Source organism: Thermoanaerobacterium calidifontis, assembly GCF_055381745.1.
The window spans coordinates 1,476,637-1,500,501 of sequence record NZ_AP042436.1 but is presented as its reverse complement, the minus strand read 5'-3'; the positions used below and the strand labels follow the sequence as shown (position 1 = coordinate 1,500,501).

Annotated in this window: 28 protein-coding genes; 27 read left to right on the top strand and 1 reads right to left on the bottom strand. The window is 32.4% G+C overall.

Going from position 1 to position 23,865, the window contains the following annotated elements:
• The first annotated feature begins 2 nt into the window (after positions 1–2).
• The 5 genes from ACZ42G_RS07805 to ACZ42G_RS07785 all read left to right on the top strand — a co-directional run bounded on the left by ACZ42G_RS07805 (position 3) and on the right by ACZ42G_RS07785 (position 7,449).
• Positions 3–785 carry a type II secretion system F family protein gene (locus tag ACZ42G_RS07805; RefSeq protein WP_464849946.1) on the top strand — a complete coding sequence of 261 codons (783 nt, stop codon included), beginning with the start codon at positions 3–5 and terminating at the stop codon, positions 783–785.
• 12 nt (positions 786–797) lie between these two features.
• Complete coding sequence (locus tag ACZ42G_RS07800) at positions 798–1,253, top strand: hypothetical protein (protein ID WP_464849944.1); 456 nt, start codon at positions 798–800, stop codon at positions 1,251–1,253.
• An 83-nt stretch (positions 1,254–1,336) separates the two neighbouring features.
• Positions 1,337–2,200, top strand: coding sequence for an Rpn family recombination-promoting nuclease/putative transposase (locus ACZ42G_RS07795; protein ID WP_464852137.1), 864 nt, complete (start codon positions 1,337–1,339; stop codon positions 2,198–2,200).
• Positions 2,201–2,364: 164 nt separating this feature from the next.
• On the top strand, positions 2,365–3,276 hold the full coding sequence (locus ACZ42G_RS07790; protein ID WP_464849942.1) for a stalk domain-containing protein: 912 nt from the start codon (positions 2,365–2,367) through the stop codon (positions 3,274–3,276).
• Positions 3,277–3,348: 72 nt separating this feature from the next.
• Positions 3,349–7,449: a hypothetical protein gene (locus ACZ42G_RS07785; RefSeq protein ID WP_464852135.1), complete on the top strand. Its 4,101-nt coding sequence runs from the start codon at positions 3,349–3,351 to the stop codon at positions 7,447–7,449.
• Between the two features lie 23 nt (positions 7,450–7,472).
• On the opposite strand, the gene ACZ42G_RS07780 is transcribed toward ACZ42G_RS07785, so the two are convergent.
• Positions 7,473–7,913 (bottom strand): hypothetical protein, encoded by a 441-nt coding sequence (locus tag ACZ42G_RS07780; RefSeq protein ID WP_464849940.1) that lies wholly within the window; start codon positions 7,911–7,913, stop codon positions 7,473–7,475.
• Positions 7,914–7,922: 9 nt separating this feature from the next.
• Between ACZ42G_RS07780 and ACZ42G_RS07775 the strand changes: the two genes are divergently transcribed.
• From ACZ42G_RS07775 to ACZ42G_RS07670, 22 genes are all read left to right on the top strand, one after another.
• Positions 7,923–8,417 carry a hypothetical protein gene (locus ACZ42G_RS07775; RefSeq protein WP_464849938.1) on the top strand — a complete coding sequence of 165 codons (495 nt, stop codon included), beginning with the start codon at positions 7,923–7,925 and terminating at the stop codon, positions 8,415–8,417.
• 75 nt (positions 8,418–8,492) lie between these two features.
• Positions 8,493–8,675 carry a flagellin gene (locus tag ACZ42G_RS07770; RefSeq protein WP_096231490.1) on the top strand — a complete coding sequence of 61 codons (183 nt, stop codon included), beginning with the start codon at positions 8,493–8,495 and terminating at the stop codon, positions 8,673–8,675.
• Positions 8,676–8,706: 31 nt separating this feature from the next.
• Entirely contained in the window at positions 8,707–8,889 is a 183-nt protein-coding gene (locus ACZ42G_RS07765) for a hypothetical protein (protein ID WP_464849936.1), read from the top strand.
• Between the two features lie 62 nt (positions 8,890–8,951).
• Positions 8,952–9,146: a hypothetical protein gene (locus ACZ42G_RS07760; RefSeq protein ID WP_464849935.1), complete on the top strand. Its 195-nt coding sequence runs from the start codon at positions 8,952–8,954 to the stop codon at positions 9,144–9,146.
• Positions 9,147–9,188: 42 nt separating this feature from the next.
• Positions 9,189–9,605, top strand: a complete 417-nt coding sequence (locus ACZ42G_RS07755; protein ID WP_464849933.1) for a TadE/TadG family type IV pilus assembly protein — start codon at positions 9,189–9,191, stop codon at positions 9,603–9,605.
• A gap of 9 nt (positions 9,606–9,614) precedes the next feature.
• A complete protein-coding gene (locus ACZ42G_RS07750; protein ID WP_464849932.1) occupies positions 9,615–10,133 on the top strand; it encodes a hypothetical protein in 519 nt (172 codons plus the stop codon).
• Positions 10,134–10,144: 11 nt separating this feature from the next.
• A complete protein-coding gene (locus ACZ42G_RS07745; RefSeq protein ID WP_464849930.1) occupies positions 10,145–10,945 on the top strand; it encodes a peptidylprolyl isomerase in 801 nt (266 codons plus the stop codon).
• A gap of 11 nt (positions 10,946–10,956) precedes the next feature.
• On the top strand, positions 10,957–11,523 hold the full coding sequence (locus tag ACZ42G_RS07740) for a hypothetical protein (RefSeq protein WP_464849928.1): 567 nt from the start codon (positions 10,957–10,959) through the stop codon (positions 11,521–11,523).
• Between the two features lie 13 nt (positions 11,524–11,536).
• Positions 11,537–12,622, top strand: a complete 1,086-nt coding sequence (locus tag ACZ42G_RS07735) for a CpaF family protein (RefSeq protein WP_464849926.1) — start codon at positions 11,537–11,539, stop codon at positions 12,620–12,622.
• Positions 12,622–13,437, top strand: a complete 816-nt coding sequence (locus tag ACZ42G_RS07730) for a type II secretion system F family protein (protein WP_464849925.1) — start codon at positions 12,622–12,624, stop codon at positions 13,435–13,437. Before ACZ42G_RS07735 ends, ACZ42G_RS07730 begins: the two co-directional genes overlap by 1 nt.
• 11 nt (positions 13,438–13,448) lie before the next feature.
• A complete protein-coding gene (locus ACZ42G_RS07725; protein WP_464849924.1) occupies positions 13,449–14,243 on the top strand; it encodes a hypothetical protein in 795 nt (264 codons plus the stop codon).
• A gap of 60 nt (positions 14,244–14,303) precedes the next feature.
• Positions 14,304–14,465, top strand: a complete 162-nt coding sequence (locus ACZ42G_RS07720; protein WP_157732365.1) for a hypothetical protein — start codon at positions 14,304–14,306, stop codon at positions 14,463–14,465.
• A 51-nt stretch (positions 14,466–14,516) separates the two neighbouring features.
• Positions 14,517–18,086, top strand: coding sequence for a hypothetical protein (locus ACZ42G_RS07715; RefSeq protein ID WP_464849923.1), 3,570 nt, complete (start codon positions 14,517–14,519; stop codon positions 18,084–18,086).
• A gap of 69 nt (positions 18,087–18,155) precedes the next feature.
• The gene (locus ACZ42G_RS07710) at positions 18,156–18,338 is read left to right on the top strand and encodes a hypothetical protein (RefSeq protein ID WP_464849922.1); all 183 of its coding nucleotides are present in this window, start codon (positions 18,156–18,158) and stop codon (positions 18,336–18,338) included.
• A 49-nt stretch (positions 18,339–18,387) separates the two neighbouring features.
• Positions 18,388–18,801: a hypothetical protein gene (locus ACZ42G_RS07705; protein ID WP_349292564.1), complete on the top strand. Its 414-nt coding sequence runs from the start codon at positions 18,388–18,390 to the stop codon at positions 18,799–18,801.
• Positions 18,737–19,252 carry a hypothetical protein gene (locus ACZ42G_RS07700; RefSeq protein WP_464849921.1) on the top strand — a complete coding sequence of 172 codons (516 nt, stop codon included), beginning with the start codon at positions 18,737–18,739 and terminating at the stop codon, positions 19,250–19,252. Before ACZ42G_RS07705 ends, ACZ42G_RS07700 begins: the two co-directional genes overlap by 65 nt.
• Before the next feature lie 13 nt (positions 19,253–19,265).
• Positions 19,266–19,859 (top strand): RcpC/CpaB family pilus assembly protein, encoded by a 594-nt coding sequence (locus tag ACZ42G_RS07695; protein ID WP_464849920.1) that lies wholly within the window; start codon positions 19,266–19,268, stop codon positions 19,857–19,859.
• Between the two features lie 13 nt (positions 19,860–19,872).
• Positions 19,873–21,393, top strand: a complete 1,521-nt coding sequence (locus tag ACZ42G_RS07690; RefSeq protein ID WP_464849919.1) for an AAA family ATPase — start codon at positions 19,873–19,875, stop codon at positions 21,391–21,393.
• A gap of 29 nt (positions 21,394–21,422) precedes the next feature.
• Positions 21,423–22,262: an AAA family ATPase gene (locus ACZ42G_RS07685; protein ID WP_464849918.1), complete on the top strand. Its 840-nt coding sequence runs from the start codon at positions 21,423–21,425 to the stop codon at positions 22,260–22,262.
• 4 nt (positions 22,263–22,266) lie between these two features.
• A complete protein-coding gene (locus ACZ42G_RS07680; RefSeq protein ID WP_464849916.1) occupies positions 22,267–22,704 on the top strand; it encodes a prepilin peptidase in 438 nt (145 codons plus the stop codon).
• Positions 22,701–22,883 carry a hypothetical protein gene (locus tag ACZ42G_RS07675; RefSeq protein ID WP_464849915.1) on the top strand — a complete coding sequence of 61 codons (183 nt, stop codon included), beginning with the start codon at positions 22,701–22,703 and terminating at the stop codon, positions 22,881–22,883. The genes ACZ42G_RS07680 and ACZ42G_RS07675 overlap by 4 nt, the downstream gene beginning before the upstream one ends.
• 71 nt (positions 22,884–22,954) lie before the next feature.
• Positions 22,955–23,860, top strand: a complete 906-nt coding sequence (locus tag ACZ42G_RS07670; RefSeq protein ID WP_464849914.1) for a C39 family peptidase — start codon at positions 22,955–22,957, stop codon at positions 23,858–23,860.
• Positions 23,861–23,865 lie beyond the last annotated feature (5 nt).

Sequence of the window (23,865 nt, the reverse complement as noted above, 5' to 3'; positions counted from 1 at the left end):
CATTGATTGATAAGTTGACTCGGCTTTTAAAGCCTTTTATTGACAAAAAAGTGTCTGAAGATTTTTTGGCGAATATGGATCGGAATATAAAGACAGTCGCTGGCGTGGACATATCTTTGCCTGATACAAAAGGTTATCTTCCAGTGTTTGTTTTTCGTGTCAGAGATGTTTATGAAATGCTGTCTGTTCTTGCAGTTATGATATTTTTGTCTGTTGTTTTTATTGTATTAGGAATTTTGAGAGGTATGATAGCTAATGGTATAATTATGGCTGTTGCTTTAATACTTTTGACATTGTCACGCTATACAAGCAAAGTTAAAAAATTTAAAGACCAATTTCAGAAAGAACTTCCTGACGTAATTGATGCTATGCTTCAAGGCTTAAAAGTAGGAACACCTGTTGAAAGTGTGTTTGACTATATTGCAAAAAACAAAAGAGGCGTTGTAATACCATTTATAAAAGAAATCAATATTAGATTAGATTCTGGCAAGTCTTTGACAGAAGCTCTTAATAATGTGTCTCCAAAGACACTTTCAGATGACTTTAGAAGAATTGCAAGGATTCTTTCATTGAGATCACAAACAACTACGGATATAGTAAGTTCATTAGAAAGGCTTCAAGAAAATATGGAACTTGAGCTTGAAACAAAAATAATATCTATGGCGGAAAATGCACCTGTGAAATATACGCTTCATATTTTTGTGGGATACGTTATTCCGTTTATATTAGTAATTGTATATCCTCTGATACTGATGATATTTAAGTTTATGGTGCAGGCTGGTTAGGAGGTTATACAAATGCTTAAAGATAAAAAAGGTTCTGGCACGTTATTAATGTCTTTTTATTTGGTAATATTGTTTGGACTTTTGATAATAGGAGTTAGTCTATTTTTGCAGGTTGGAACTGAAAGAGCAAATATAAATACTGCATGTGTACAATCTTCAGAAAAAATCCAGTATTCTATATTAGAGTCTCAAGATGGACAGAGCGGGAATGAGTACGATAATAAGCATATAGTTTCTAATTCATTATACTTTGATAAGCAAAATGCTATAAATATTGTAACTCAAGTATTTAACGAATATGGTTATACTGTTAGTAACGTTGATGTTTCATTAAATGACTATATTCTTACAATAACAGGCAACGTTGCATTAAAAACTAAAAATGTTTTAAACAAAGTTACAAAAAATCAAACTTTATATGTACCTATAGATTATCATAGCAGAATATTTAAAAACTATCAGGAATAAGAGCAGGCTTCGCACCTGCTTTTTTCATGCCTATGTATGTGATATAATGTAGATAAGAAAAAAGAGAAATGGAAGGAAGAAAAATGGCACAGAAATACGATATAACGATGAAAAATATTTTTTCTGATATGGCTGATGATATAATGAGTTATTTTCTTGGACTACAATACACAAAAATTGATGAACTAAATATAGAATTTGCAAGAGTAGAACGCAGAGACAGCGACATGATATTCAAATGCACTACAGACAAAGGAAATGTGGCTGTGCACATAGAATTTCAATCAGAAAATGATGAAAAAATGCCTTACAGAATGCTGAGATATTCCTTGGAGATAATGGAAAAGCACAATCTCCTGCCATATCAGATAGTCGTATATATAGGAAAAGACAATGTGAAAATGGCAAGTAGCTTAAGCTATGACTTTGGAGAACAAAATGCATTAGATTATAAGTACAGAATAATAAACGTCGGTGACATAAAATATACTGATGTTGTAGGAACAGACTATTATGACTTGTATCCGCTTCTTCCACTGATGGATCAAAACAGAAGGAAAGAAGAAGGAGAAAAATATCTGGAAAGATGTGTTGAGGCGATAAAGGATATTCCTTTGGACATAAACAAAAAGAAAGACATAGCATTTAAGGCAGAGATATTATCAGGTATAGTCTTTAAAAAAGAAGTTATTGAGAGAGTTTTTTCGGAGGTGATAAAAATGTTTAGGATTGAAGAATCTGAGACGTACAAGATGATAATAGAAAAAGGTATTAAAGAAGGTATAGAAAAAGGCATTGAAAAAGGTATTGAGAAAGGTATTAAAGAAGGTGAAAAAGAAAAAGCTATAAAAATAGCAAAGAAGCTGTTAAAAGAAGGCATGAACATTGACAGAATAGCAGAAATTACAGAGTTGCCAAAAGAGGAGATAAAAAAGTTGCTAAATTAGAATATATGCAGGCTTAATGCCTGCTTTTTTCATGCTCATCAATTTTTAGTACATCTGGATATTGACAAAACACATAAATAGATGTACACTATATCTTGTAAGGAAAATTGTTGTAAGACGTCAAAGTTGTGGTAAAATATTATCAAGGGAGTGTGATGCCACATATGAAAAAAACATTAAAAGTAGCATTAAGTGCTTTGTTAATAAGTACAATGTTAATACCAGCAGCAAGCTTTGCAGATAACACATCAAATAGCGTAACATCAACGTCTACAACAGTAAATACTACGGCAAGCACAACAACTAATACGTCAGCAGCAAGTTCGCACCATATTGCAGGACTTCCTAATGAGCCTGTATATGAGTCTAATCCGAACATATATATAGAAGGCAAAAAGGTTGACTTTAGAAATACACAGGAAATACAGGAGGTAAATGGAACATATCAGGTTGTGACAGTTAGTAGACCTATATTGATTGTCCGTGGTCGTACAATGTTACCTCTAAGAGCCTTTATATATTACATTACAGACTACGTGAATGTGGTTAAGGGTCAAACTGGTGGTGCTATTGGACCATCAGATGTAGTGTATTGGGATCCTGGATATAAATCAAACAGACCTGACGGCTTTATAATTAATTCTGTAAGGTATGATAATACATTAAGCGGTGATGGCTATAATGTGCCTGCTGATCCGTGGAAACTAGGCTTTTTTATAAGAATGCCATATATAGTTAAAGCTACTTTAAAACCATATCACTATATCTTGTTTAAAACAGATGTACCACCACTGATAATGGACGATGGTGTGACATACTTGCCATTGAGAGCCGAAGCAAATGCTTTTGGATATGGCGTAAAATTCGATCAGGCAACAAATTCAATATATATAAGCAAAAACTTGCCAATAGAATATGGAGATCAGTTCCAGAAAATCACTGATATTGTACCGCCTAATGGCATGATAAGTGGTAATGTAGGCGTTATAAGTTTTAATGGAAATACTGGATCGTTAGAAACAGAAACATCAAAATATGGTGATTATACAACGCAATATGTAGAACCGTGGAAATAAGGCAGGAAATATCCTGTCTTATTTTTTGTGAGCTTAAAGGCTCTTTTTTTTTTATGGAGGTGATTTGTTGTGATGAAAGACCTTCTAATAGTTAAAGAGAGAAAGGAGGTGAAGAAGAAAACGAAAAAGTCAATACCACTAATATTGTCAGGCATACTGATATTCAGCAGTATAGCATATACTCCTGTAAATGCAAAAGCGGATACTCCTGCAATATCAGATAATGGTACGACATATGTGACAGTCCATATCCACAGAGAGCTTACAGCAGACGAATACCAGCAGATAATAGATTCAGGCGGTGATCCATCACACTTTACAGACAATACTTTCTCAATAGACGATTTAATAAAAGCAGGTGCAGTGATACCTACTGGAGAGAGCATAGTATCGGCAGAAGTGACAAATTCAACAAACGGACAGGCAAGAGTGATGTCAACATCAGACAGCGGACTGACAATAGGAACATGGGGCGGAAATGTAGAACCTGATATGAATGATCTGCAATTTTCATGGGCACATATAAAGCACTATTATAATTTTTTGGCAGATTCGTCTACTTTAATAGGTCAAGATGATTATCAAATGAAGCCACGTACGTTAGGATATAACCAACTGATAATGCAAATATCAAATCCGCCTGGAATAAACAGTATCTTGAAAAATCCTAATGAAGATGTAACAATAGACGGAACAACTGATAATAAAGGCTGGCAGGTAGCGACGTTTGATGCAGCCAGTATCGATCAGGCAAAAACAAGTATAACATATAAAAAAGACGGAATGCCTGCAATACTTTTAAATCCAGATAAAGATTATACATCGCCTCAAGGTTATGTAAGTGATCAAGGCAAATATTTTGTCAATGATGCACCGCCTACGTGGAGTAATACGGAAGGCAGCGATAATGTAAATTATAAATCGTGGATACAAAAAACTTCTGATGGTGACTATCAATTTGGTAATGGCAAGCAAATATCGAATATGGAAGTTTATCCGCAATTTGACTTTTATCTTATGACAGAAGGTGAAACAGCAGCGTCACGATACGATACTAATTATGCTGCATTATATTTTCCACTTCACAAAGAAAGTGACGGTGAATATCTCTATTTAGGCGATCCGAATTCAAATAATGTTCCAATAGAATTAATAGGACATGACTATAATAATTGGATACCGACAACACTGGCAGGTCAGATAAGTCCTTTTGGTAGTGAGTACGATTTGAGACGTGATCCAAACGCAGGAATGTACTATCAGGTTCAGCCTGATGGACAATGGGGGTCTAATGGCTGGTACTTTTTAAGATATGTATATGACGAAACAACAGGACAGTATATAGACTTAAATAGTATAAAACGTCCTGATGGGAGTTCTCCACAAATTATATATGGACCTGATGGAAAACCTAATGCTCAAATAATAGGTGCATCATATATTCTTTTGCCACCGCAATATAAAGGACATAAAATAAAAGCCTTTGTATACAATACAGACGTAGGCTTTGATTTTGGTATTGATGTACGTGTAATGAAGCCTAATAAGTACATTTTTGATACTGATGTAACAATTAAAATAACATACTCAAATGGCAATGGAATAGTAATAACAAAGACAGTAGACAGACCTTTTATAAATACTGGAGAGAGTGACTACTATGAGGTAACAGTTAAAAACACATCTGATAAACCTGTAGACAATGTTGTTGTAACTGACCAAATGCCACAAGGACTTAAATATGTAAGCATTGATCCTTCAATTGGCTATTATAGCGGATATATGTGGTATATAGGCACATTAGAGCCTAACCAGACTGCTATATTAAGAGCGAATGTAATTGCAGTAAGCAATGGTGAATATGTAAATAGTGCAGTTGTGAATGATAAAGCAGCTTCAGCAACCATATTTGTCGGTGATTATCAGGCGACAGGAAACTTGACAGTGTCAGAAATTCATACATTTGATCAAAACAACCATGACACAGCAATTATAAGTACGCCTCAAGACGTGCATATAGCAGTTGATACAAAATCACTTTATCAGTTTCATGGAACGGCAACTGCAAGACTATATATAAATCATAATTTAGTAAGTACTCAAACAGTAAACTATGATCCGTTTGATGAAAAACCAGTCGATTTCGGTTCATATTATTTAACAGGTACAGAACTGATAACAGCAACAATCGACTATAACAATCCAGTATATCAAGGCGATAATGATGGTTCTAAAGCAGGCGAAATGTTCCATGACACAGACAATGACAGACTTTTAAAAGAAACGCAGTATAAAGACAATATTCTTAACAAGCAGCTTGAAGGCGGACAGCAAGAAGTTTCTGGAGGCACGTTAGATGTAAAATTTGATTTTACAGGAACTACGAAAAATCCTTATAACAACATGGACGAAGCTATGGTAGGTGACAGCATAGGTACTGTAAATTATACAGAGGACTCGAATTGGGTTTATGACAGGTACATTGTTGAAAGCCTTAATCACTACGTTGCAAATAGCAGTCCGTGGGGTACACATCAGGAAAATCCAACAAGCCATAAGGTACTTGTAGATCCAGAAGTTGCGTCTTATACAGATAACTTTAATTGGTACTTGCCTACAAGCCCGTATCCAGGCGGACCATTGAATCAGCCTACTGTAAGCTTCACTGCACTTCCAATAACACAAGGATCAGGCGGTTCAAGTACAAATTACTGGACTGATTATTACCAATGGAACGTAATAACAGGTTCATATATAAATTCATGGTGGGAAGATCATGGATATTGGGAAACTGAATATTATTCGTGGACTGACAGTGATGGCAATACTCACTATGGTTCTTATGAAGTTTGGCATCCTGTACCTGTAAAAGTATCATCTAGTCCTATAACATATCAGGATTTAGGCAATCCTGAATATACGTCAACTGGAGTAATAAATTATCCTGTTTCATGGGGTCAGATCAATCTGCTGCCTGTATCTGGTAAAAGGTATGATGATGACCATTATAACATAGAAAGTTATTCATATGACATGTGGGTAACATTGACAGACTGGGATTACTATAAAAATCAGATGTACTGGGCAGGTATACCGCAACATTTTGGAATGGACAAAAAACCGTTGAGAGTATATTACAATAATGCGCCTGTAGCGTATTTTTCAATTGTAGGTGATGTAAACGGCGTTAATAAAAACAACAAGATAATGCTGCAAGACTTGTCTTATGATCCTGATTTTGATCCTATCGTGGCATGGAAGTGGGATATAGACGGAAATATATTTACAGACAAAACAGCAGCAGAAAATTATTTGAATACCGTTGTTGTAAATCAGCCAGGCTATCATTTAATAAAGCTATCAGTTGAGGACAATCCAACAGGCAGGTATTCGAGATTGAAGGCAAGATGGTCTGATGTATACATGAAAACACTTCAGATATATCCTGAAAACAACTCTCCAGTATCATATAAAGCACAAATAACGTTTGACAGAGATGTGGTATATACATTATGGCATCCGTCAGTACCTTCAATAGCAATAGACAGTGAACGGCACTCATTCTTAAAGGTGCATGTAAAAGTAACTGATATAGGCTATTGGACGTATGAATACGGAGTAAATGGAGAGAAAATATTGAGATTTGTACCGCTTGACTTGACTAAAGTAGATGAACCTGAAACACTTGTGGTACGTTATAAAGACGCAGGCAGACAAACAATAACGCCTAAATATATTAAAAACCTGAAACAGGACAAAAATAGCTTTGAATATGACGCATATTTTGAATATCCAAAAGCTGGACAGATTGACTTAAACGACATTTACTATGCTAATCAAGGTATAAGTCCATACACAAAAGATACAAAAATGATATTTCCATTTGAAGTAGAAAAGTATGGAAAAGTAGACACGCTTGTAAAAGACAATGTTGCAATAAACGCTTTTGATCCTACGTTTGCCAATCCTCCTGGACCTGATGTAACGTACTTTGAGCGTATACATGGACTTGGAATATCACGTGTGGATCATTACTTGTTAAAGGACAATAAATTGTACCTTACGATGCAGCCTGATCCTTTAATGCAGCCTGTGCCTTTTATTGGACGGAAAGACACGCAGATAGACAATAAACTTGAATATGATGTAGACCATCAGGTTTATCCTTATTAGCAGGGGTACTTAACGTATTTCTGCTATTTTTTTGTCCAAATGAGTTGGTACCATATTTTTTCACTGATTTTAGGTAATTTTTTTCTTTCGTGTAATAATAGTTTTCGTATATGTGCTGTTGATAATGCAATTAAAGAATAATATATAATCGAAATAAACTTTTGTTTAAAAGCTGATTTTTCAGGCTCATAAGAAAACTTAAATTCAACAATTGTATGTATATGCGTTTTGACAACAATCTTATCTCCTGATTTAATGTTTTGCATTAATTTTTTTACTGCAATATTCAAGTTTTCAGAAAGAATAGACAGAATATCATCTTTAGGATAAGTACATAAAAGCCAAAAAGATAAAAAAGTATTTTTGTAGAGGTGGTAATCATGTTTTTCAAATCTTTTTCTAACAAAATATTTACTTACTTTAATATAAAAAATATTATAAAGGATGATGACTGCAATAAACACAAGAATAAATTGAGTAAATCTGTAAATAGGCATATAGATGATGATTATAGCAATACTCAAAGCAGAAGAAATAAAAAGAATATCGTTCAAAATAAATCACTTCCTTCATCAAATTTAAACGTAGCCTTTATAGGACTTGCGCTTTATGCAGGTATCATTATTTCTGAAATTTTTCTCCGCCATATAAGTTTTCATAATTTGATTTTGCTTATGTTTTATCCTATAAAATTAAGCATGCCTGTAGCTGGAAATGATATGTTGGCAGTTGAGTTTTCATGGTTTGCGACTTTATCTATTTGTGTCGGCATTTATGATAAATTTTTAAATAAAATAACTTATTATTTTGCGTCAATATTTGTATGGTATCAGCCATTAGTATGGTTAATAAGATACATTGTAGATACACCGAATAGCTGGTTTTTTTGGATTGTTCCTTTCTTTGGATTTTTGTTCTTTTGGTTTCAGGGAATGGCACCAGATGAGTTTGATATGACGTGTAAATAATTTTTTAGGCACTCTTTTGAGTGCCTTTTTTTGTGCATGTAAAAATGCCACAAAAAAATTTAAGGAGGTAGTTTTATGAGTTTAACAGGTTTACTTAAAAAATCAAAGAAAGGTTCTGCGGAGATAGTTGCTTTTGCAATACTCCTAATCTTCATTGTAGTAGCAGCAGGACCGCAGATTAAACAGCTTGGTCAAACAGTGGTATCAGGTGTAACAAACACTAACACACAGGTACAACAGACTCTTGGCACAAACTAATAACTTCACATAAAGTTTAGGAGGTGTTGCTATGAGTTTAACAGGTTTGCTCAAAAGATCAAAGAAAGGCTCTGCTGAAATAGTTGCCTTCGCAATACTCTTAATCTTTATAGTGGTAGCAGCAGGACCTCAGATTAAGGCATTAGGACAGACAGTTGTAAACGGTGTTTCAAATACCAACACACAAGTACAACAAACTCTTGGCACAAATTAATTTTTAAATGCACTCCTTTGTGAGTGCATTTTTTTGAAAAAATTTTTAAGGAGGTATTAAAATTGTTAACAAACATAAAAAACAGAGTTGTAAAATTTGCTTCAGACAAAAAGGGTGCTGATGTGGTAACAGTAGTCGCTATAATAGCATTTGCAGTTGCAATAATACTTTTTGCACTTCCTTCAACAAGAGACGCAATAGTAAACTTTATTTCAAATGTAATGTCAAAGTTAACAAATACAGCAGTAGGAAATTAAGGCACATAAAAGTGCCTTAATTTTTTTTAGGAGGTGTAAATGTTGTTTAAAAAATTTTTAAAAGACAAACGTGGTTCGGAATTTATAAACTTTGTGGTATGGGTGCCTATGTTGCTTATATTGATTGTTGCTATTTCACAGATAGTTATAATAGGCTATGATCAGGTTATCGTACAAGAAACATCTCTTGTCGCTGCAAGAAGTGCTGCACAAAATCCTGATACAATAGAAGCTTCAGCGCAGCAGGCAGCAGATGATTTTGCAGGCAAATTTCTTCCAGATTGGAGTGATAAATCAACAATAGATGTCAGTTATCCTAACACTGATCCAGGCAGTGAGGTCACAGTAACAATACATTATATATTTCCTAAATACGTATTTTACACAAATATTTTAAAACGTCCAAGTACTGATTATGTCAGAGGACAAAGTATGCAGATTATAGAGGAAAAGCCGTGAGGTGAGGTGATGATTTATTATTTAGGCGGTATTTTTTATATGCTTGTAAAGTCAATATATGTTTTTGATCTTTTGTTTGACCTCTTGACAGCATTTGTTGAAATGTTTTTTAAAAGGCTTACTCCTGTTTTTGTTTTGACTTTTGGAGAAATTAAACAGGCTATGAGTTTGAAACATTTATATAAAACTTACAGACGTTATGATTATTTTAAGAATAAAGATGTGATACGCAAAAACATCATAAACGATTATATAGGCTCTTTTAAGGCTATAGCTGAAAAAAATAAAGGCAAAACTTATAAGTTTGTTACTAATATGTTTGTATATAAAAATGTACTTTTAAAGCTTGAACAAGAACATATCCTTACGTTTCAAAGGCTTGATGATACTTTAATGTTTATTCCTCAACCGTCAGAAAAACTTGTATTGATGAGTTCAAGGACTGTATTAAAAAATTTGTTTAATCCTGATTTTTATAAACAGGTGTTTAAGCGTGAATATGTATATGTTTATGAGTTGACTTTTTAGGAGGTGTAAATTTGAAAAAGATAATAATTGCTTTACTTGCTATTATTGCTTTTGCAGGCAGTTATCTGGCGTATTATTTTTTAATGCCTGTTGCAAATGTGAATGGAGAAAAAATAACTGTTTATGAGTTTAAAAAAGCATTAAGTGATACAGAGAAAAAGATTCAAGGCGTTAAAAACCAAAAGATTAACGGAAAGACGTTTGAAGAAATATATAAGGAACAATTATTAAACAACATGATAAATGAAAAATTGATGCTTAATAAGGCACTTAAAGAAGGAATTAAAGGCAGAAATGATGCTGATATAATAAATAAATTGATTGCAAAGGAAACAAGCTATGTAGGCGTATCTGCTGATGAAATTGAAAAGTATTATGAACAGCACAAAAATGAGTATATATATGCTGACATTTACAGAATAGATTTAAAAAATGAAAAAGATGCTGATAATGTTTTAAACATGTTAAATAAAGGCAGTAACTTTTCTGATTTGGCTAAAAAATATTCAATAGATACTGCAACAAAAGATAATGGCGGTTTTGTTGGAAATTTTTCATTAAATCAATATTCTGCAACAATAAATTATAATTTAAAGGATAATGGTGTAACAGAAGTAAAACTTATGTCAGGCATATATGAGATAGTAAAGGTTGATAATGTAGGAACAAAGTCGCTTGATGATGTCAAAGATTCCATAAAAGAAACACTTCTTGATGTAAAAAAACAAAATGCACTTAAAGATTTTACTGACAGCTTAAGAAAAAACGCAAAGATTTCAATTAATAATTCTTTATTAAGCGATATAAAGTGAGGTGTTGAAACTTGAAAAAAATAGTGTATTGGAGTGCAGCAGAGCTGACTTCAAAAACAGAACTTGCAATAAAAAGAGCTGAAAAGGAAAAAGGCAGAACGGTGTTAATTGACTTTAAAGAGTTTATACCTGACATATACAGATATTACGGACTTGAATATAAGCCCAAAACAGAACTTATTGCAATGTATGAAGGAGGACAAAGTGACATACTTCAATTTCTTAATAAAAAAAGTTCAATGTATGTTTTTACAGGTTTTGATAAATATGAGTATATGAAATTCACTTCTGAACATTTGGCATATATAATAAGCGTTCTTGATTTTGATACGGCTGTGTTTGATGTAAATGCAGGTATATATTTTACTGATACTTATGTTGCTTTGAAATATGCTGATGAAATAAACGTGGTAATGGAACCTAACAATTTGTCTTATTACATTAATGCTGAAATGATAAAGTTTGTATGCGACAACTGGAAAATAGACAAAGCTAAAATGACAGGACTTATAGCAGGAAAACATGCAGACGTTGATAGCGCAAAAGAGATAACAGGCATAAAAGTTAAAAAAGTGTAAAGAGGGTGTTAATGTGTTAATAAATCCTTATGAAGTAGATTTAGATAAAGCTCAAGATGTTGATATAAAGGAAATAGCTGACAAATTCACTTATGAAAAATCAAAAGTTATAAATGACTATTCCAGCAATAAAATCAGTGAAGATGCATTGGATAAAGAAATTATTGCGTTTTTGGCAGAAAAGAAAATATCAAGCGAAAAACTAAAAGATGTTAAGGATATGCTTTTTGGATATGGTATATTGCAACCTTATATTGATGATCCAGATATTACTGATACATTAGTTAATGATCCTGAAACCATATTTATAAAAAAGTATGGAGATAAAATGAAGGTAAATAAGAGCTTTAAGAGTGAACAGGAATTGTTGAAATACTGTCAAAAAATAGTTGCGATGAACGGAGGTACAATAAATCAAAATCAAGCACAGGCAGTTGTAACAGACAGATTGAGAAATTTGAGGATTGTAGTAAGTTTGCCTCCTATCGCTGCGAAATCACCTACAATTTGCATAAGAAAACCTTCTGCATCACAGAGCTTATTAAATCTGGAGAAGTCAGGAATGTTTGATGAAAACACAAGAGAACGCTTAAAACAAATGGTAAAAAACTATAAGACAATAATTATAGCTGGTAAAGGCGGTTCAGGAAAAACTACTTTGATGGGTGCATTAATTAATGAAATTCCTTTAAATGATAGAGCGTTATTGATACAGGAAACAATGGAAATTGTGCCAAAGCATCCAGATATAATAACGCAGTTAGTCAGAATATCAGATAATCCAGAAGTTAAAAACTATACATTGTTTGATTTGACACGTGCAGCATTGTTGCAGAGCCTTGACAGGATTTTTATAGGCGAAATGAAAGATAAAGAAGCTTTTGACTTTTTTAATGCCGTTTATACAGGCCATAAAGGTTCAATGGCGACTATACATGCTAATTCAGCAGATGAAGTGATAAACAGGCTTCTTTATTTGATGAGCAGAGCCGATTCAGATATGAAAGAAGATACGTTAAGAGAAATGCTTGAAAATTCGCTTGACGTGGTAATATTCCTTGAGAAATACAAAATTAAGGAAATTAAGGAGTTGAGATGATGATAATAATTGCTCTGATTCCTTTTGCAGCGATTGCTTTTTATTTTTTCTTAAGTAATCTTGAAATAAAAGAAAACAGTATAACGCATAAATTAGATGCTGTAATAAATGCCTTTGGATTGAATAAATACAAATTAAACGGTAAGACAGTTTTTACAATATTGACGGTTTTACTAACTGTAATTGTTTTTAAAATGCTTTTTGCTCACTTTTATATGGGCATATTAGTTTTAGGCGTTGCTATGTACGCCTTAAATTATGTACTTAATGTGGTTATAGAAAACAAAACAAAGAAAATAGACAAAATTTATTTAAACTTTTTAAACGTGTATACGAATTTTTTCAATACTTATAATAACTGTCCTGATGCCTTAAGAGAAACAGGAAAATATGTCGGTGAACCTTTAAAAAGCATTATAAAGCGTAATATGCTTTTGTATGATACATCATCAAAAACATTTTTGGAAACATTAGATGCTATTAATAACAGCGTTTTAAATGCTGAATTTAGGAAGTTTGTGAGCTTTACGAAAATATATGAGAAATATGGCGGAAATTATAATGAAATATTAACTCATTTAAGAGAACAGGCTTTGAAAAACATGCAAATAAGAACCGAAAGAGAGTCAAACGCAACTACTGCAACTTTTGTAATAGGCGGAACAATAGCTTTAAGTTTACTGTCACTTATAGGTTTAAATCAGATGGATATAGATGTGCTGACACATACAATACAAGGCTGGGGAGTTATCGGATTTAATATATTTGCTTATATTGCTGGCATATATGTAATAAAAAATATTGCGCAAAGCTGAGGTGATATGTTTTGTTTATAGTTTTGGTACTGCCTTTAACGATCCTTATATATGTGTTTTTAAGTTCATACAATGTTTTTGCCAATAAGAAGAAGTACGGTGATAAAGAAGATTTAAAGTTTAAGTACATGAAAGAAGATACCCGCTTAAAAATCAATAAAAGGCTTGAAAGACTTGATTATCCTTTTGGCATGAATGCTGATAAATATGTACTTTATAAATTTATTTTCACAGTTTTTGGTCTGTGGTATGCATATATGAATAAAGTGCAAGGATTTCAGGCGGTTGTTTTTATAGTTGGCATGTTCTTTTTGATTGATATTTATTTGTACTTAAAAGAGTATGATATAAAAAATATTGTTAAAAAAGAGCTGCCTACAATAGTAGATATATTTGAAATTGGTTCTACAACAAACATGGATTATGGTGATGTTCTTTTGATATGTGCAAATTCAGTAAAATCGGACTGGTTAAAGAGAAGGCTTAATAAAATAAGTGCTGAATATTTTGTTAGCAAAGATAAAGATAAAATGATAAAATCACTAAAAAACCTTGCAGATATATATGAAATAGATGTATTTGTAAGCGCACTTGAACAGAAAGATGTCACTGGCAGGTCAAAGGAAATGCTTCAGGCTTTATCACAATTAATGTTTAGTTCAGTAATAGCACATGCGCAAAAAGAAAATAAAGCATCAGATTATAAGGTTATGGCTGCTGTATTTTTAATAGCTGTTGGTATTTTTGCGATATACATGACTTCATATATGCCTGAACTTATGAGTGGACTTAAAACAATATTTTAAGCACGTTTAGAACGTGCTTTTTTTTATTGTAAAAATTTAAAAAACTGGAGGAGATATTTTATGAACCAAAAAACTAAATGGTATGTATTGATGGGTCTTGTTGCTTTTATAGGTGCGTATGCTTATGTTGCACCACATGTGTCAGTTACAATATCAAGAATTGTTGTTGCTTTATGGGCATTAGGAGTGCTTGCTGTTGCTTTGATTAAACGGAAAGAATAAGTGTTAAGGACAGGTGTTGAGCCTGTCCTTTTTTGTTAGGAGGTGAGAATTGTGAAGATTATAAGTACATTAAAAGAAAAGAAAAAATATTTTATAGTATCTTTAATTATTTTATTATTTGTTATAATTTTGATTTTTGCTTATGCAAGTAGTAGCCTTACATTAACTGCAACGCCTAATTCACAAGGAAATTATATTCATTTGCAGTGGAATGTACCTGATAGTACACAACCATATACCTATATGTTGTATATGAAAAAACCTGGAGATTCAGGATTTCAAACAATACCTGCAAAAAGTCAAGTTAAAGTTTTGAACGTATATCCACCTTCTGCTTATACAATATCATTTTCAGGAAATTGGACAAGAGAAAGTGGATATGGGTATAACAGTCAATATGGATACGAAAGTACTAATCATACAAATAATTCAACTTCTTCAACATCATTAACAGTAAACATGCCATCATCAGGAACAATATCTTTTTGGTATATGGTTAGTAGTGAAACTAATTATGATTTTATTCACTTCTATATTGACGGGCAGGAAAAACTTAAAAACAGTGGTAATTTGGGTTGGCAACAAGTATCATATTCGGTATCAGCAGGACAACATACATTTACATGGTCGTATACAAAAGACATATCGGTAAGTCTCTATAATGATACTGCTTATATTGACAATGTCAGTATAACAGGTATAGGTACTTTTACATTTGAAAGTTCAGACTCATTGCAAATAGGTGCACAGCAAATACCTAATATCACATTTACGAACTGGCAAGGACAAACATACACGTTGCCAAAGTCAGCAAGCTTAAAAATGTGGATGGAACAGCCAAATAGTGATGATCCTAAAGGATATGGCAAAGGCTTAATAAGTGTTGATGCAGTGTCTATAACGGATTTTAATAGTAATCCTTCTGCATATCTTAAAAATTCTGATGGCTCTTGGAAATATGATGTTGTATATTTTGGTGCCTGGGATAATAATAATGGTTTTGATTTAAGTGCTTCTGCTGAAAATATGGTAGAAACATTTATACAGAATGGCAGAGGCATATTATTAGGACATGATACCATTGCTCATGCTGTTAGTTTACCATATAATGCAACTCCATTTGAACAGAATTTCCAAAAATTAGCACAATACTTAAACATTCAGGAAGTACCGTCACAATATAACGGTATGGCACCACCGCAACTACCTAATACTTATCAAACATGGGGTAGTACAAAAGTAACTATCAGCAAAAAAGGTTTGCTTACCAATTATCCGTGGCAAATTGGCGATGTTGGAACTATTTTAAGTGTACCATATACACATACAGGTTTTGAAATTGCTAATGGCGATATATGGTTAAGATTTGCTGATATAGAACCTTTTATTGCTTATGATATTAATGGAAGTCCATATTATCCTAATATAGGTTGGACAGATTCTATTATAAATGCATGGCAGCAAAATCCTGCACTGAATATGAATTGGTATCTTACAACATGGAACAATACAGCAATGATAGAAACAGGTCATAGCAAAGGTGCAGCAACGCCTGATGAACAAAAAATACTTGCAAATACTTTATTTTACCTTGCACAAGTAACAGACCAAACAAGTTGGGATGATCACATGGGACAAGATGTAACATCACCAGATAAACCTAAAATAACGAATATCCAAAAGAATGGTAATAATATTAATATTACTCTTTCTGATAATGATGAAGGCACAACATATAGTTATTATGTAGAAGCAACTGGAATGAACAATGGTATAAAAATAGATTCTAATACGGTAACAACCACAATAACATCAGGTATAAAAGGTTATTCAGTCGTAATAGATAATAATCCTAATACTGTTCCTGATAATACTATTGATACAACAAGTTCCAACTTTTCAACCACATATTCAGGAAGTAATTTTTATGTACACGTAAAAGCTATTGATAATGCAGGTAATGTATCTGATGTATATACGTATTGTTATTCAAAACCATTTATTACAGCAATTCCAGTGCCTTCTCAAAACGCTATACAGCTCAATTGGGGCATAAATGATACTTCGCAGACGTATTCGTACATGGTATATAAGAAAGATATTAATGATTCTGATTTTCAAACTATACCTGTTAAAGATCACTTAAAAGTTTTAAATGTATATCCTTATATACCTATATTGCAAGATTGGATGAATAATTACGGACAAGGTAAAATATCAGTTGATAGTGTGTCGATTGATACTTTCAATAGCAATCCTTCGATTATATGGAATTATGATGTTGCTGTTTTTGGATTTGCTGATTCTAATAATGGAAAGGATATAAATATTCAAGCAAAAAATGAATTGACAAATTATATTGAAAGTGGGAGAGGTGTCCTATTTGGGCATGATACGATTAGAGTTTTTGCATTGCCTAATTTTACTTCATTAGATACATTTATTAATATGCAATCTTTTGATAGTTCAAGTGGGATACCTTGGTTTAACGGATATATGAATGATGGTGTTGCTGGAAATAATTGGTCAGGACATTCGCTGGTTAGAATCACAAAAAAAGGACTTTTAACCAATTATCCTTGGCAAATTGGAGATGTTGGAACTGATCTTGTGGTACCTTATACACATGATGTATATCAAGTAGCTAATGGTGATATATGGATGAAGTTTGTAGATCCAAATGATCCTAATATGACGAACAATGCTAATTTTTATCTAACAACGTGGAACAATACAGCTATGATACAGACGGGACATAGTATTTATCCAGGTGTACCTTCATCACAATATGCTACTGAAGATGAACAAAAACTAATAGCAAATACTATATTTTATCTTGGGCAAGTAACAACAGATACAAGTTGGTTAGACCATTCAGCTCAAGACTTGACACCTCCTGACACAGTTAGTGGCATAACAACATCACAAAAAGACAATCAGATTAATATTAGTTGGAATGTTCCGAAAGATAATGGAAACACATATGAGTATTATGTGCAGGCGACAGGTAATTCTGATAATTTGAAAAGAATATCCGACACAGTAAGTGCAACAATTACAACAGGTATAAAAGGTTATTCTTATGTAATAGATCAAAATCCTAACACAGAGCCTGACAATACTGTAAATACAACATCAAATAATATAACAGTATCTATCAATAAAGAAGGAACATATTATATTCATATAAAAGCAATAGATAATGCTGGCAATGCTTCTCAAACAGCAACATACCAGTTTTTTGTACAATCACCAATAACAATATCAACTAATATGCAAACAACTTATGCAGCAGGTCAGGCAATAAAAGTTAATATAACGACAACAGGACCAGTGTATAGAGTAACAGCACAAATGTGGTATTCATCAAATGAATATTCTTCTACTGGTATAACTGATCTTGTAGGTGGTAATGGAAGTTGGCATACAAGACAAAGCAGTTCTGAAGGGTATGACACAGTAGTAATAATACCGAAAAATACGCCTGATGGAACATACAATATAACCATTACAGCATATGCAAGATATCCTGACGGTACAGAAGATACGAAATCAATAATAATACCAATAACAGTGAAAGGAACAATATATGACTACTATCATAGCGAAATTAACAATTAAGCAGGCTTAATGCCTGCCTTTTTTTATGCACATAAAAGTGCCAATAAAAAAATTTTAGGAGGTAGTTTTATGAGTTTAACAGGTTTACTCAAAAAATCAAAGAAAGGTTCTGCTGAAATAGTTGCTTTTGCAGTGCTCTTAATCTTCATTGTGGTAGCAGCAGGACCGCAGATTAAAGCTTTAGGTGCTACAGTTGTTAATGGCGTAACAAATACTAATACTCAAGTACAGCAGACTTTAGGTACTAATTGACTATTGCACTCCTTTTTGGAGTGCTTTTTTCTTGGAGGTGATCAAGATTGTGAAAAACAAAAAAGGAAGTGCTGAAATAATTGCTTTTCTTCTGATTTTGCCATTTTTGCTCTTGCCATTATTTAATTCACTGCAAAACTATATAGCATTAAATAGGAGTGATGCTTTGAAACAAGTTACAAGACTTGCAATATTAAGGGCAGAAACGGACGGCGGTTTAACGCCAGATGATGTCACTGAAATTATGAATACACTTCAAATGAAAGGCTTTGATACAAGTAAAGTACACATAGATTATACGCCAGCACCAGTGAATTATGGAGGTGAGGTATCAGTGAGAATACAATACAGCACACAAATAACAAGCTTTACTATCGGGTTAGGAGGTCTTATGAAAAATGTTCAAAATATTACAATGGCATACGGACCAATCACATCCATCAGCAAGCATTATCAAAGATAAAAAAGGTTCTGCTGTGCTAATATTTGCACTTTTAATAACAATAATTCTTTTACTTGCTAATATAGCTTATGTAAATTACAGAGTATTGTTAGTAAAAAGAGATATGGTCGATGATGCAATTACAACATCGGCGTTAGCAACATTAGCATACGCAGATCCAATACAAATGGCATACGGGAATATAGTGTTTAACGGTGATCCTAACACATTTTATAATTTTTTAAGCAAACAGCCTATGAGCCAATATATAACCATTAATAAGGTTGACTTTTCATATAATAATGCTTCACCTTCTAATCCAATGACAGCACCTAATGGTGTAGTTGTAACAAAACCGTCTATTTATATTGACGCAACCGCTAATGTAACAAATGTTTTAGGCAAACCTGTATCTTTCAGGATACAAAAAATAGTGGATGTTGATTATGAATTAAATACAAATATCAATTAAAGGAGTTGGTAATGTGAAAAAAACATACATGATGTTCATTTCAGCAGTTTTAGCAATCTTGATAGTAGGAGGTGAATATTTGTATCTTACAGGTCAACAGAAAACTGTTAATATCGTCATAGCAACACAAGACATAATGCCTAATGAACCTCTGCAAGGTAAAACTGCTGTTGTTAAAGCATACAGTACAGCAGGAAATGTACTTAATAGTCCAAAAGGTTATGCAGCAGTTGAAATTAAAAAAGGTTCATTAATAACTGATGAAATGGTAAAAGAGCAGTCTTATAACAATGATTTGAAAAAGGTTGCTGTAAAGGTTGATTTAACAAGTGCAGTAACAGGTTATGTCAAGCAAGGTTCGTATGTTGATATAGGTTTTGAGCCTAAACAAGATAATGGACAACCTTCATCATTGTCATCAGGAATTATATTAAAGCATGTACAAGTTCTTATGCTTCTTGATAATAACGGACAAGAGATAGGACACAGTACAAATGCTTATGCCAATTCTACTCCTGCAAGCGCAGTTCTTTTAATGTCAGATGATGATGCTGTCAAACTTAAAAATTATGAAAGTCAGGGTTCAATATATTTTATAGCATATTAAAGGAGTGATAAATTTGTTAATATCAATATTTTCACCAAAAGGTGGAGTGGGAAAAACAACCTTAACATTGTCACTGGCAGAATGTATATCAAAAGAGAAAAAAACATGTGCAGTAGAATTTGATTTTTCTCCTGGAGATTTTCCTGCAACATTAGATGTGGATAAAAACAAAAATATATTAAAAGCAATCAATTTCGGCATAAATGAAACAATTCAAAGACCTTATAAGCAAAATTTTGATGTAATTGCAGGCGGTTATCCAGATACACATGAAAAAATAGATTCATACAAACTTAATAAACTTATAGATGAACTTATTAATGCATATGAAGTTGTTATATTTGATATACAGCCAGGATTGATAAAGAATAGTATAGATATTTTAAAACGCTCAGATAAAATTTTAATAATCATGGAAGATAATGTGCCTGTATCAGTTAGAACTGCACGGATACTTAATTGGGGTATGCAAAACAATGTAATAGACATAAATAAGGTTAATATAGTCGTAAATATGGCAAAGGGAAATTTGAAAAATATTCCTAATGATGTTGTGAAATATGTCGTTCCTTATCTTGGTAATAAGATTACATTTCAGTCTAACACATTGTTAAAGCAAACATCAGGACTTGTGGATGTAATTTTAGAGCGTGACAAAAAAGGTTTATTCAAAAAATCACGTAAAATCATTGATATTAAAGACATAGAAAAATTCGTACAGGAAAAAACACAGGAAATTATTGAAAATGACAATTTCGAAGAATTAAATATCACCATTAATAATAATGATAATGTATTTTCTTCTGTTACTTACAATGAAAAAACAAAAAAGGAGGCATGTAATTTGGTATATATCAAAACAAATATTGAATCGCTTAATAATGTACTAAAAAATGAAATATCAAATAATGAAAATATAGGAGGTATAACTGATGACTTTGATAAATGCAGTGTTGCAATAGTATCAGCAAATTCAAAAGAAGAAATTGATAAACTCGTTGATAGCAGAAAAAGTCTTGTACTTTTCTTGTCACCAAATATGAATGATTTGAGAGAATATGCACTTAAAAAAGGTGTTAAGCATGTGTATGCTGGTGAGTGCTCTATTTCTGATATTGTTTATGTTACAGAAAGTATGCTTGAGAAATCATCTAGCGAAGACTCTTTTAATAGCTCATTGAATAATGTAAATGAAATGAAATCAGAAGTACAGCAAGAGGAAAAACAAGAAATGAAACAAGTGCAGCAAGAAGAAGTAAAACAAGATACACGATTAGAAATAAATCCAGAAATAAAGCAGCCAGATGCTATGACATTGGAAGAAATAACTGTATTAGTGGGTAGCTACGTAGAAAAAAGAATTAATGAAGAAAAAAGCAAAATGGCTACTGAAATAAATAATTTGCGTCAGGAAAATGAACAATTAAAAGAAAGTTTGGAACTAAAGAACAAAGAAATTGAAACACTAAAGAGCGATTTAGAAAGAAAGAAAAAAGCAGTGGAACAGTTCAAAGAACTATTATCAAGCTTTTAGAAAGGGGGATAAGGCATACCGTAAAAGGTATGCCTTTAAAAAATATGAAACTTTTAGTATCAACTAATGTTGAAAATATAAAAAAACTTAAAGAAAAGAATATTGATGTTGCTGTGTCAAAAACATCTGCACAATTAAAGCTTGATACTTGGAAGTATGATACTGTAATTAAAGACAACATTGATATTAGAGAATTAAATTTTGATAATGTTATAGACATTAAAGATTATATAAAGGATTTTAAAACTGATATTAAGCCTTTTAAGCAAGAAGTAATTTCTTTATATTCTCAAAAAGGCGGTTTAGGAAAAACAACTTTGGTAAAGAAGTTTTCAGAAAGTTTTCAAAAGACATTAAAGGTCTTGATAATAGACTTAAATTTTTCTGATGGCGGTTCTGATTTAAGTTATATGCTTAATCTTCCTGTTATACCTCATATAGGCACGTACTTAAAAGAAAGAAATAAAAGGGGATTTGAAGAAAATATCGTTCATTACAAAGACAACATATATGTTATGCAATCTCCGCCTAAAATCAATTTGATAAATGATATGACAGATAAAGACATTATAGACATTATAACTTATGCAAGAAGTGAATTTGACATAATACTGTTGGATTTGCCTAACAGTAAAAATTCTTTTGTTATGACGGCTTTGGAACAATCTACGAAAATTGTGGTTCTTTCATCAGGCTATCCTTCCGAACTGAAACGTATTAAAGAAAATTTGAATGGATTAAATTATATTGTCGTGTTTAAAAAACCTGTGCAGGGATATAGGGAAATTGCAGATACGTTAAACATGCCTTATATAAAGGTTAATGATCTTGACGTATCTTCTATTTTACCAAAAATATTGAAAGGGTGATTTTGTGAGTGTATTTTTGAGCATACCAGTGGTGCTTCTGACGGCTTATGCAGCTTATACTGATATTAAAAGAAGAGAGATTGATGATTGGGTGTCAATAGTTATTGTTGTTTATGGTTTTGTTGTTAATTCAATTTTGGATCGTTCAAAATTAATTGAAAGCTTATTTTATGCTTTTATAATATTCGTATCACTATACCTTGTATATTTGATTACTAACGGCAGCATTGGCGGTGGTGATGTTAAACTTCTTACGGCTTTAGCTTTTTATTTTTCTGATAAGATTGTTGTATTGCTGTTTTTGTCAAGTGTTATTGCTTTTTTATATGGAATTGTGAAAGGCATTAAAGAAAAGACATATTTGAAAACTGAAACAGTTTTTGCACCTGCTATTTTCGCTGCAACAGTGCTTACCATACCGTTGATGAAGGTGATAATGTGAGCAATAAGACAATTAATCTGGGACATGCCGATAAGCCTGTATGTCCAAAATGTGGTAAACGTGATTATAACATTATAGACTATGGCGTGTCTGACAAACAGGAACTTGGTATGTACTGGTTTAAGGTCAGGTGCAAAAACTGCAAACAGAAATTCAAGTATTATAAAGACTTGGAATAAGGTATGCGCATACCTAAAATTGTGGATAAGACAGGTGTAATATCTGTCTTTTTTTTTATGGAGATGATGGAATGAGTAAAAATATAAGAAAAATTGTAGTTTTTATTTTGTTTTTTCTGACGATCTTTTCAGAAGCTTTTGCATACCAATTGACATTTGTAGATCAATCTCTAGAAAATTGCACTACAGTTGCAAGTAATTATATCGATGTTTTGCAAACAATTAAACAAGGAAATTCGTATATTATAAAAAATTTGGAAAACGGAACTCAACTAACAGTAATTAATAGTAATAAACAGGAATATTTAGGAACTTTTTTGTTTTTAAAACAAGGTATAAAAAAATATATTTTGCCATTTGATTATGAGTATATCTATAAAGAATATCAAGAAGCAGGTTTTACAAGTATTCCAGATATAACTGTACTTAATACTCGTACTTATGATTGGTACGTGGATCAAGGCTTTACAGGAAAATACAGCGATTCTAATTGTGGTCCTGCAACAACCCTAATGGCATTAAGATGGGTCTATCCAAATACAAAAATAACGGTAGAACAAGAAAGAGAAGAAATACATCCAGATGGATCGTGGTGGTGGACGTATGATATATACAATTATTTAAAGAAAAATAAGGTAGATGCAGCTTATAAACATATAAATGATGCTAAAGATCTACAAAATATTATAGATGATGGAAATATTGCAATATTAGATATAAATCCAATCAAAATATCAAAAGGGTATAATAGAATTGGAGATATTTATCCGACTGATACAGGACATTTCATAGTATTAATGGGATATGCAAAAGCTGGCAATAATACTTATTTTGAAGTATTTGATCCTGCAAGCTATGGGCAAAAGTCTGACAATATTCCTATAAGGCAAGGTAGATATTATATATTAAATGAATTATTAAATGCAATAAATGCTAGATGGTCATATGCAATAGTAGTAAAAGGGAACGAATCATAATAATC

Excerpts from the sequence above, each read along its gene's own strand:
- ACZ42G_RS07800 (WP_464849944.1), top strand. The coding sequence starts at position 798 with ATGCTTAAAGATAAAAAAGGTTCTGGCACGTTATTAATGTCTTTTTAT.
- ACZ42G_RS07795 (WP_464852137.1), top strand. The coding sequence starts at position 1,337 with ATGGCACAGAAATACGATATAACGATGAAAAATATTTTTTCTGATATG.
- ACZ42G_RS07790 (WP_464849942.1), top strand. The coding sequence starts at position 2,365 with ATGAAAAAAACATTAAAAGTAGCATTAAGTGCTTTGTTAATAAGTACA.
- ACZ42G_RS07785 (WP_464852135.1), top strand. The coding sequence starts at position 3,349 with ATGAAAGACCTTCTAATAGTTAAAGAGAGAAAGGAGGTGAAGAAGAAA.
- ACZ42G_RS07770 (WP_096231490.1), top strand. The coding sequence starts at position 8,493 with ATGAGTTTAACAGGTTTACTTAAAAAATCAAAGAAAGGTTCTGCGGAG.
- ACZ42G_RS07765 (WP_464849936.1), top strand. The coding sequence starts at position 8,707 with ATGAGTTTAACAGGTTTGCTCAAAAGATCAAAGAAAGGCTCTGCTGAA.
- ACZ42G_RS07750 (WP_464849932.1), top strand. The coding sequence starts at position 9,615 with ATGATTTATTATTTAGGCGGTATTTTTTATATGCTTGTAAAGTCAATA.
- ACZ42G_RS07730 (WP_464849925.1), top strand. The coding sequence starts at position 12,622 with ATGATAATAATTGCTCTGATTCCTTTTGCAGCGATTGCTTTTTATTTT.
- ACZ42G_RS07720 (WP_157732365.1), top strand. The coding sequence starts at position 14,304 with ATGAACCAAAAAACTAAATGGTATGTATTGATGGGTCTTGTTGCTTTT.
- ACZ42G_RS07710 (WP_464849922.1), top strand. The coding sequence starts at position 18,156 with ATGAGTTTAACAGGTTTACTCAAAAAATCAAAGAAAGGTTCTGCTGAA.
- ACZ42G_RS07700 (WP_464849921.1), top strand. The coding sequence starts at position 18,737 with ATGTTCAAAATATTACAATGGCATACGGACCAATCACATCCATCAGCA.
- ACZ42G_RS07685 (WP_464849918.1), top strand. The coding sequence starts at position 21,423 with ATGCCTTTAAAAAATATGAAACTTTTAGTATCAACTAATGTTGAAAAT.
- ACZ42G_RS07670 (WP_464849914.1), top strand. The coding sequence starts at position 22,955 with ATGAGTAAAAATATAAGAAAAATTGTAGTTTTTATTTTGTTTTTTCTG.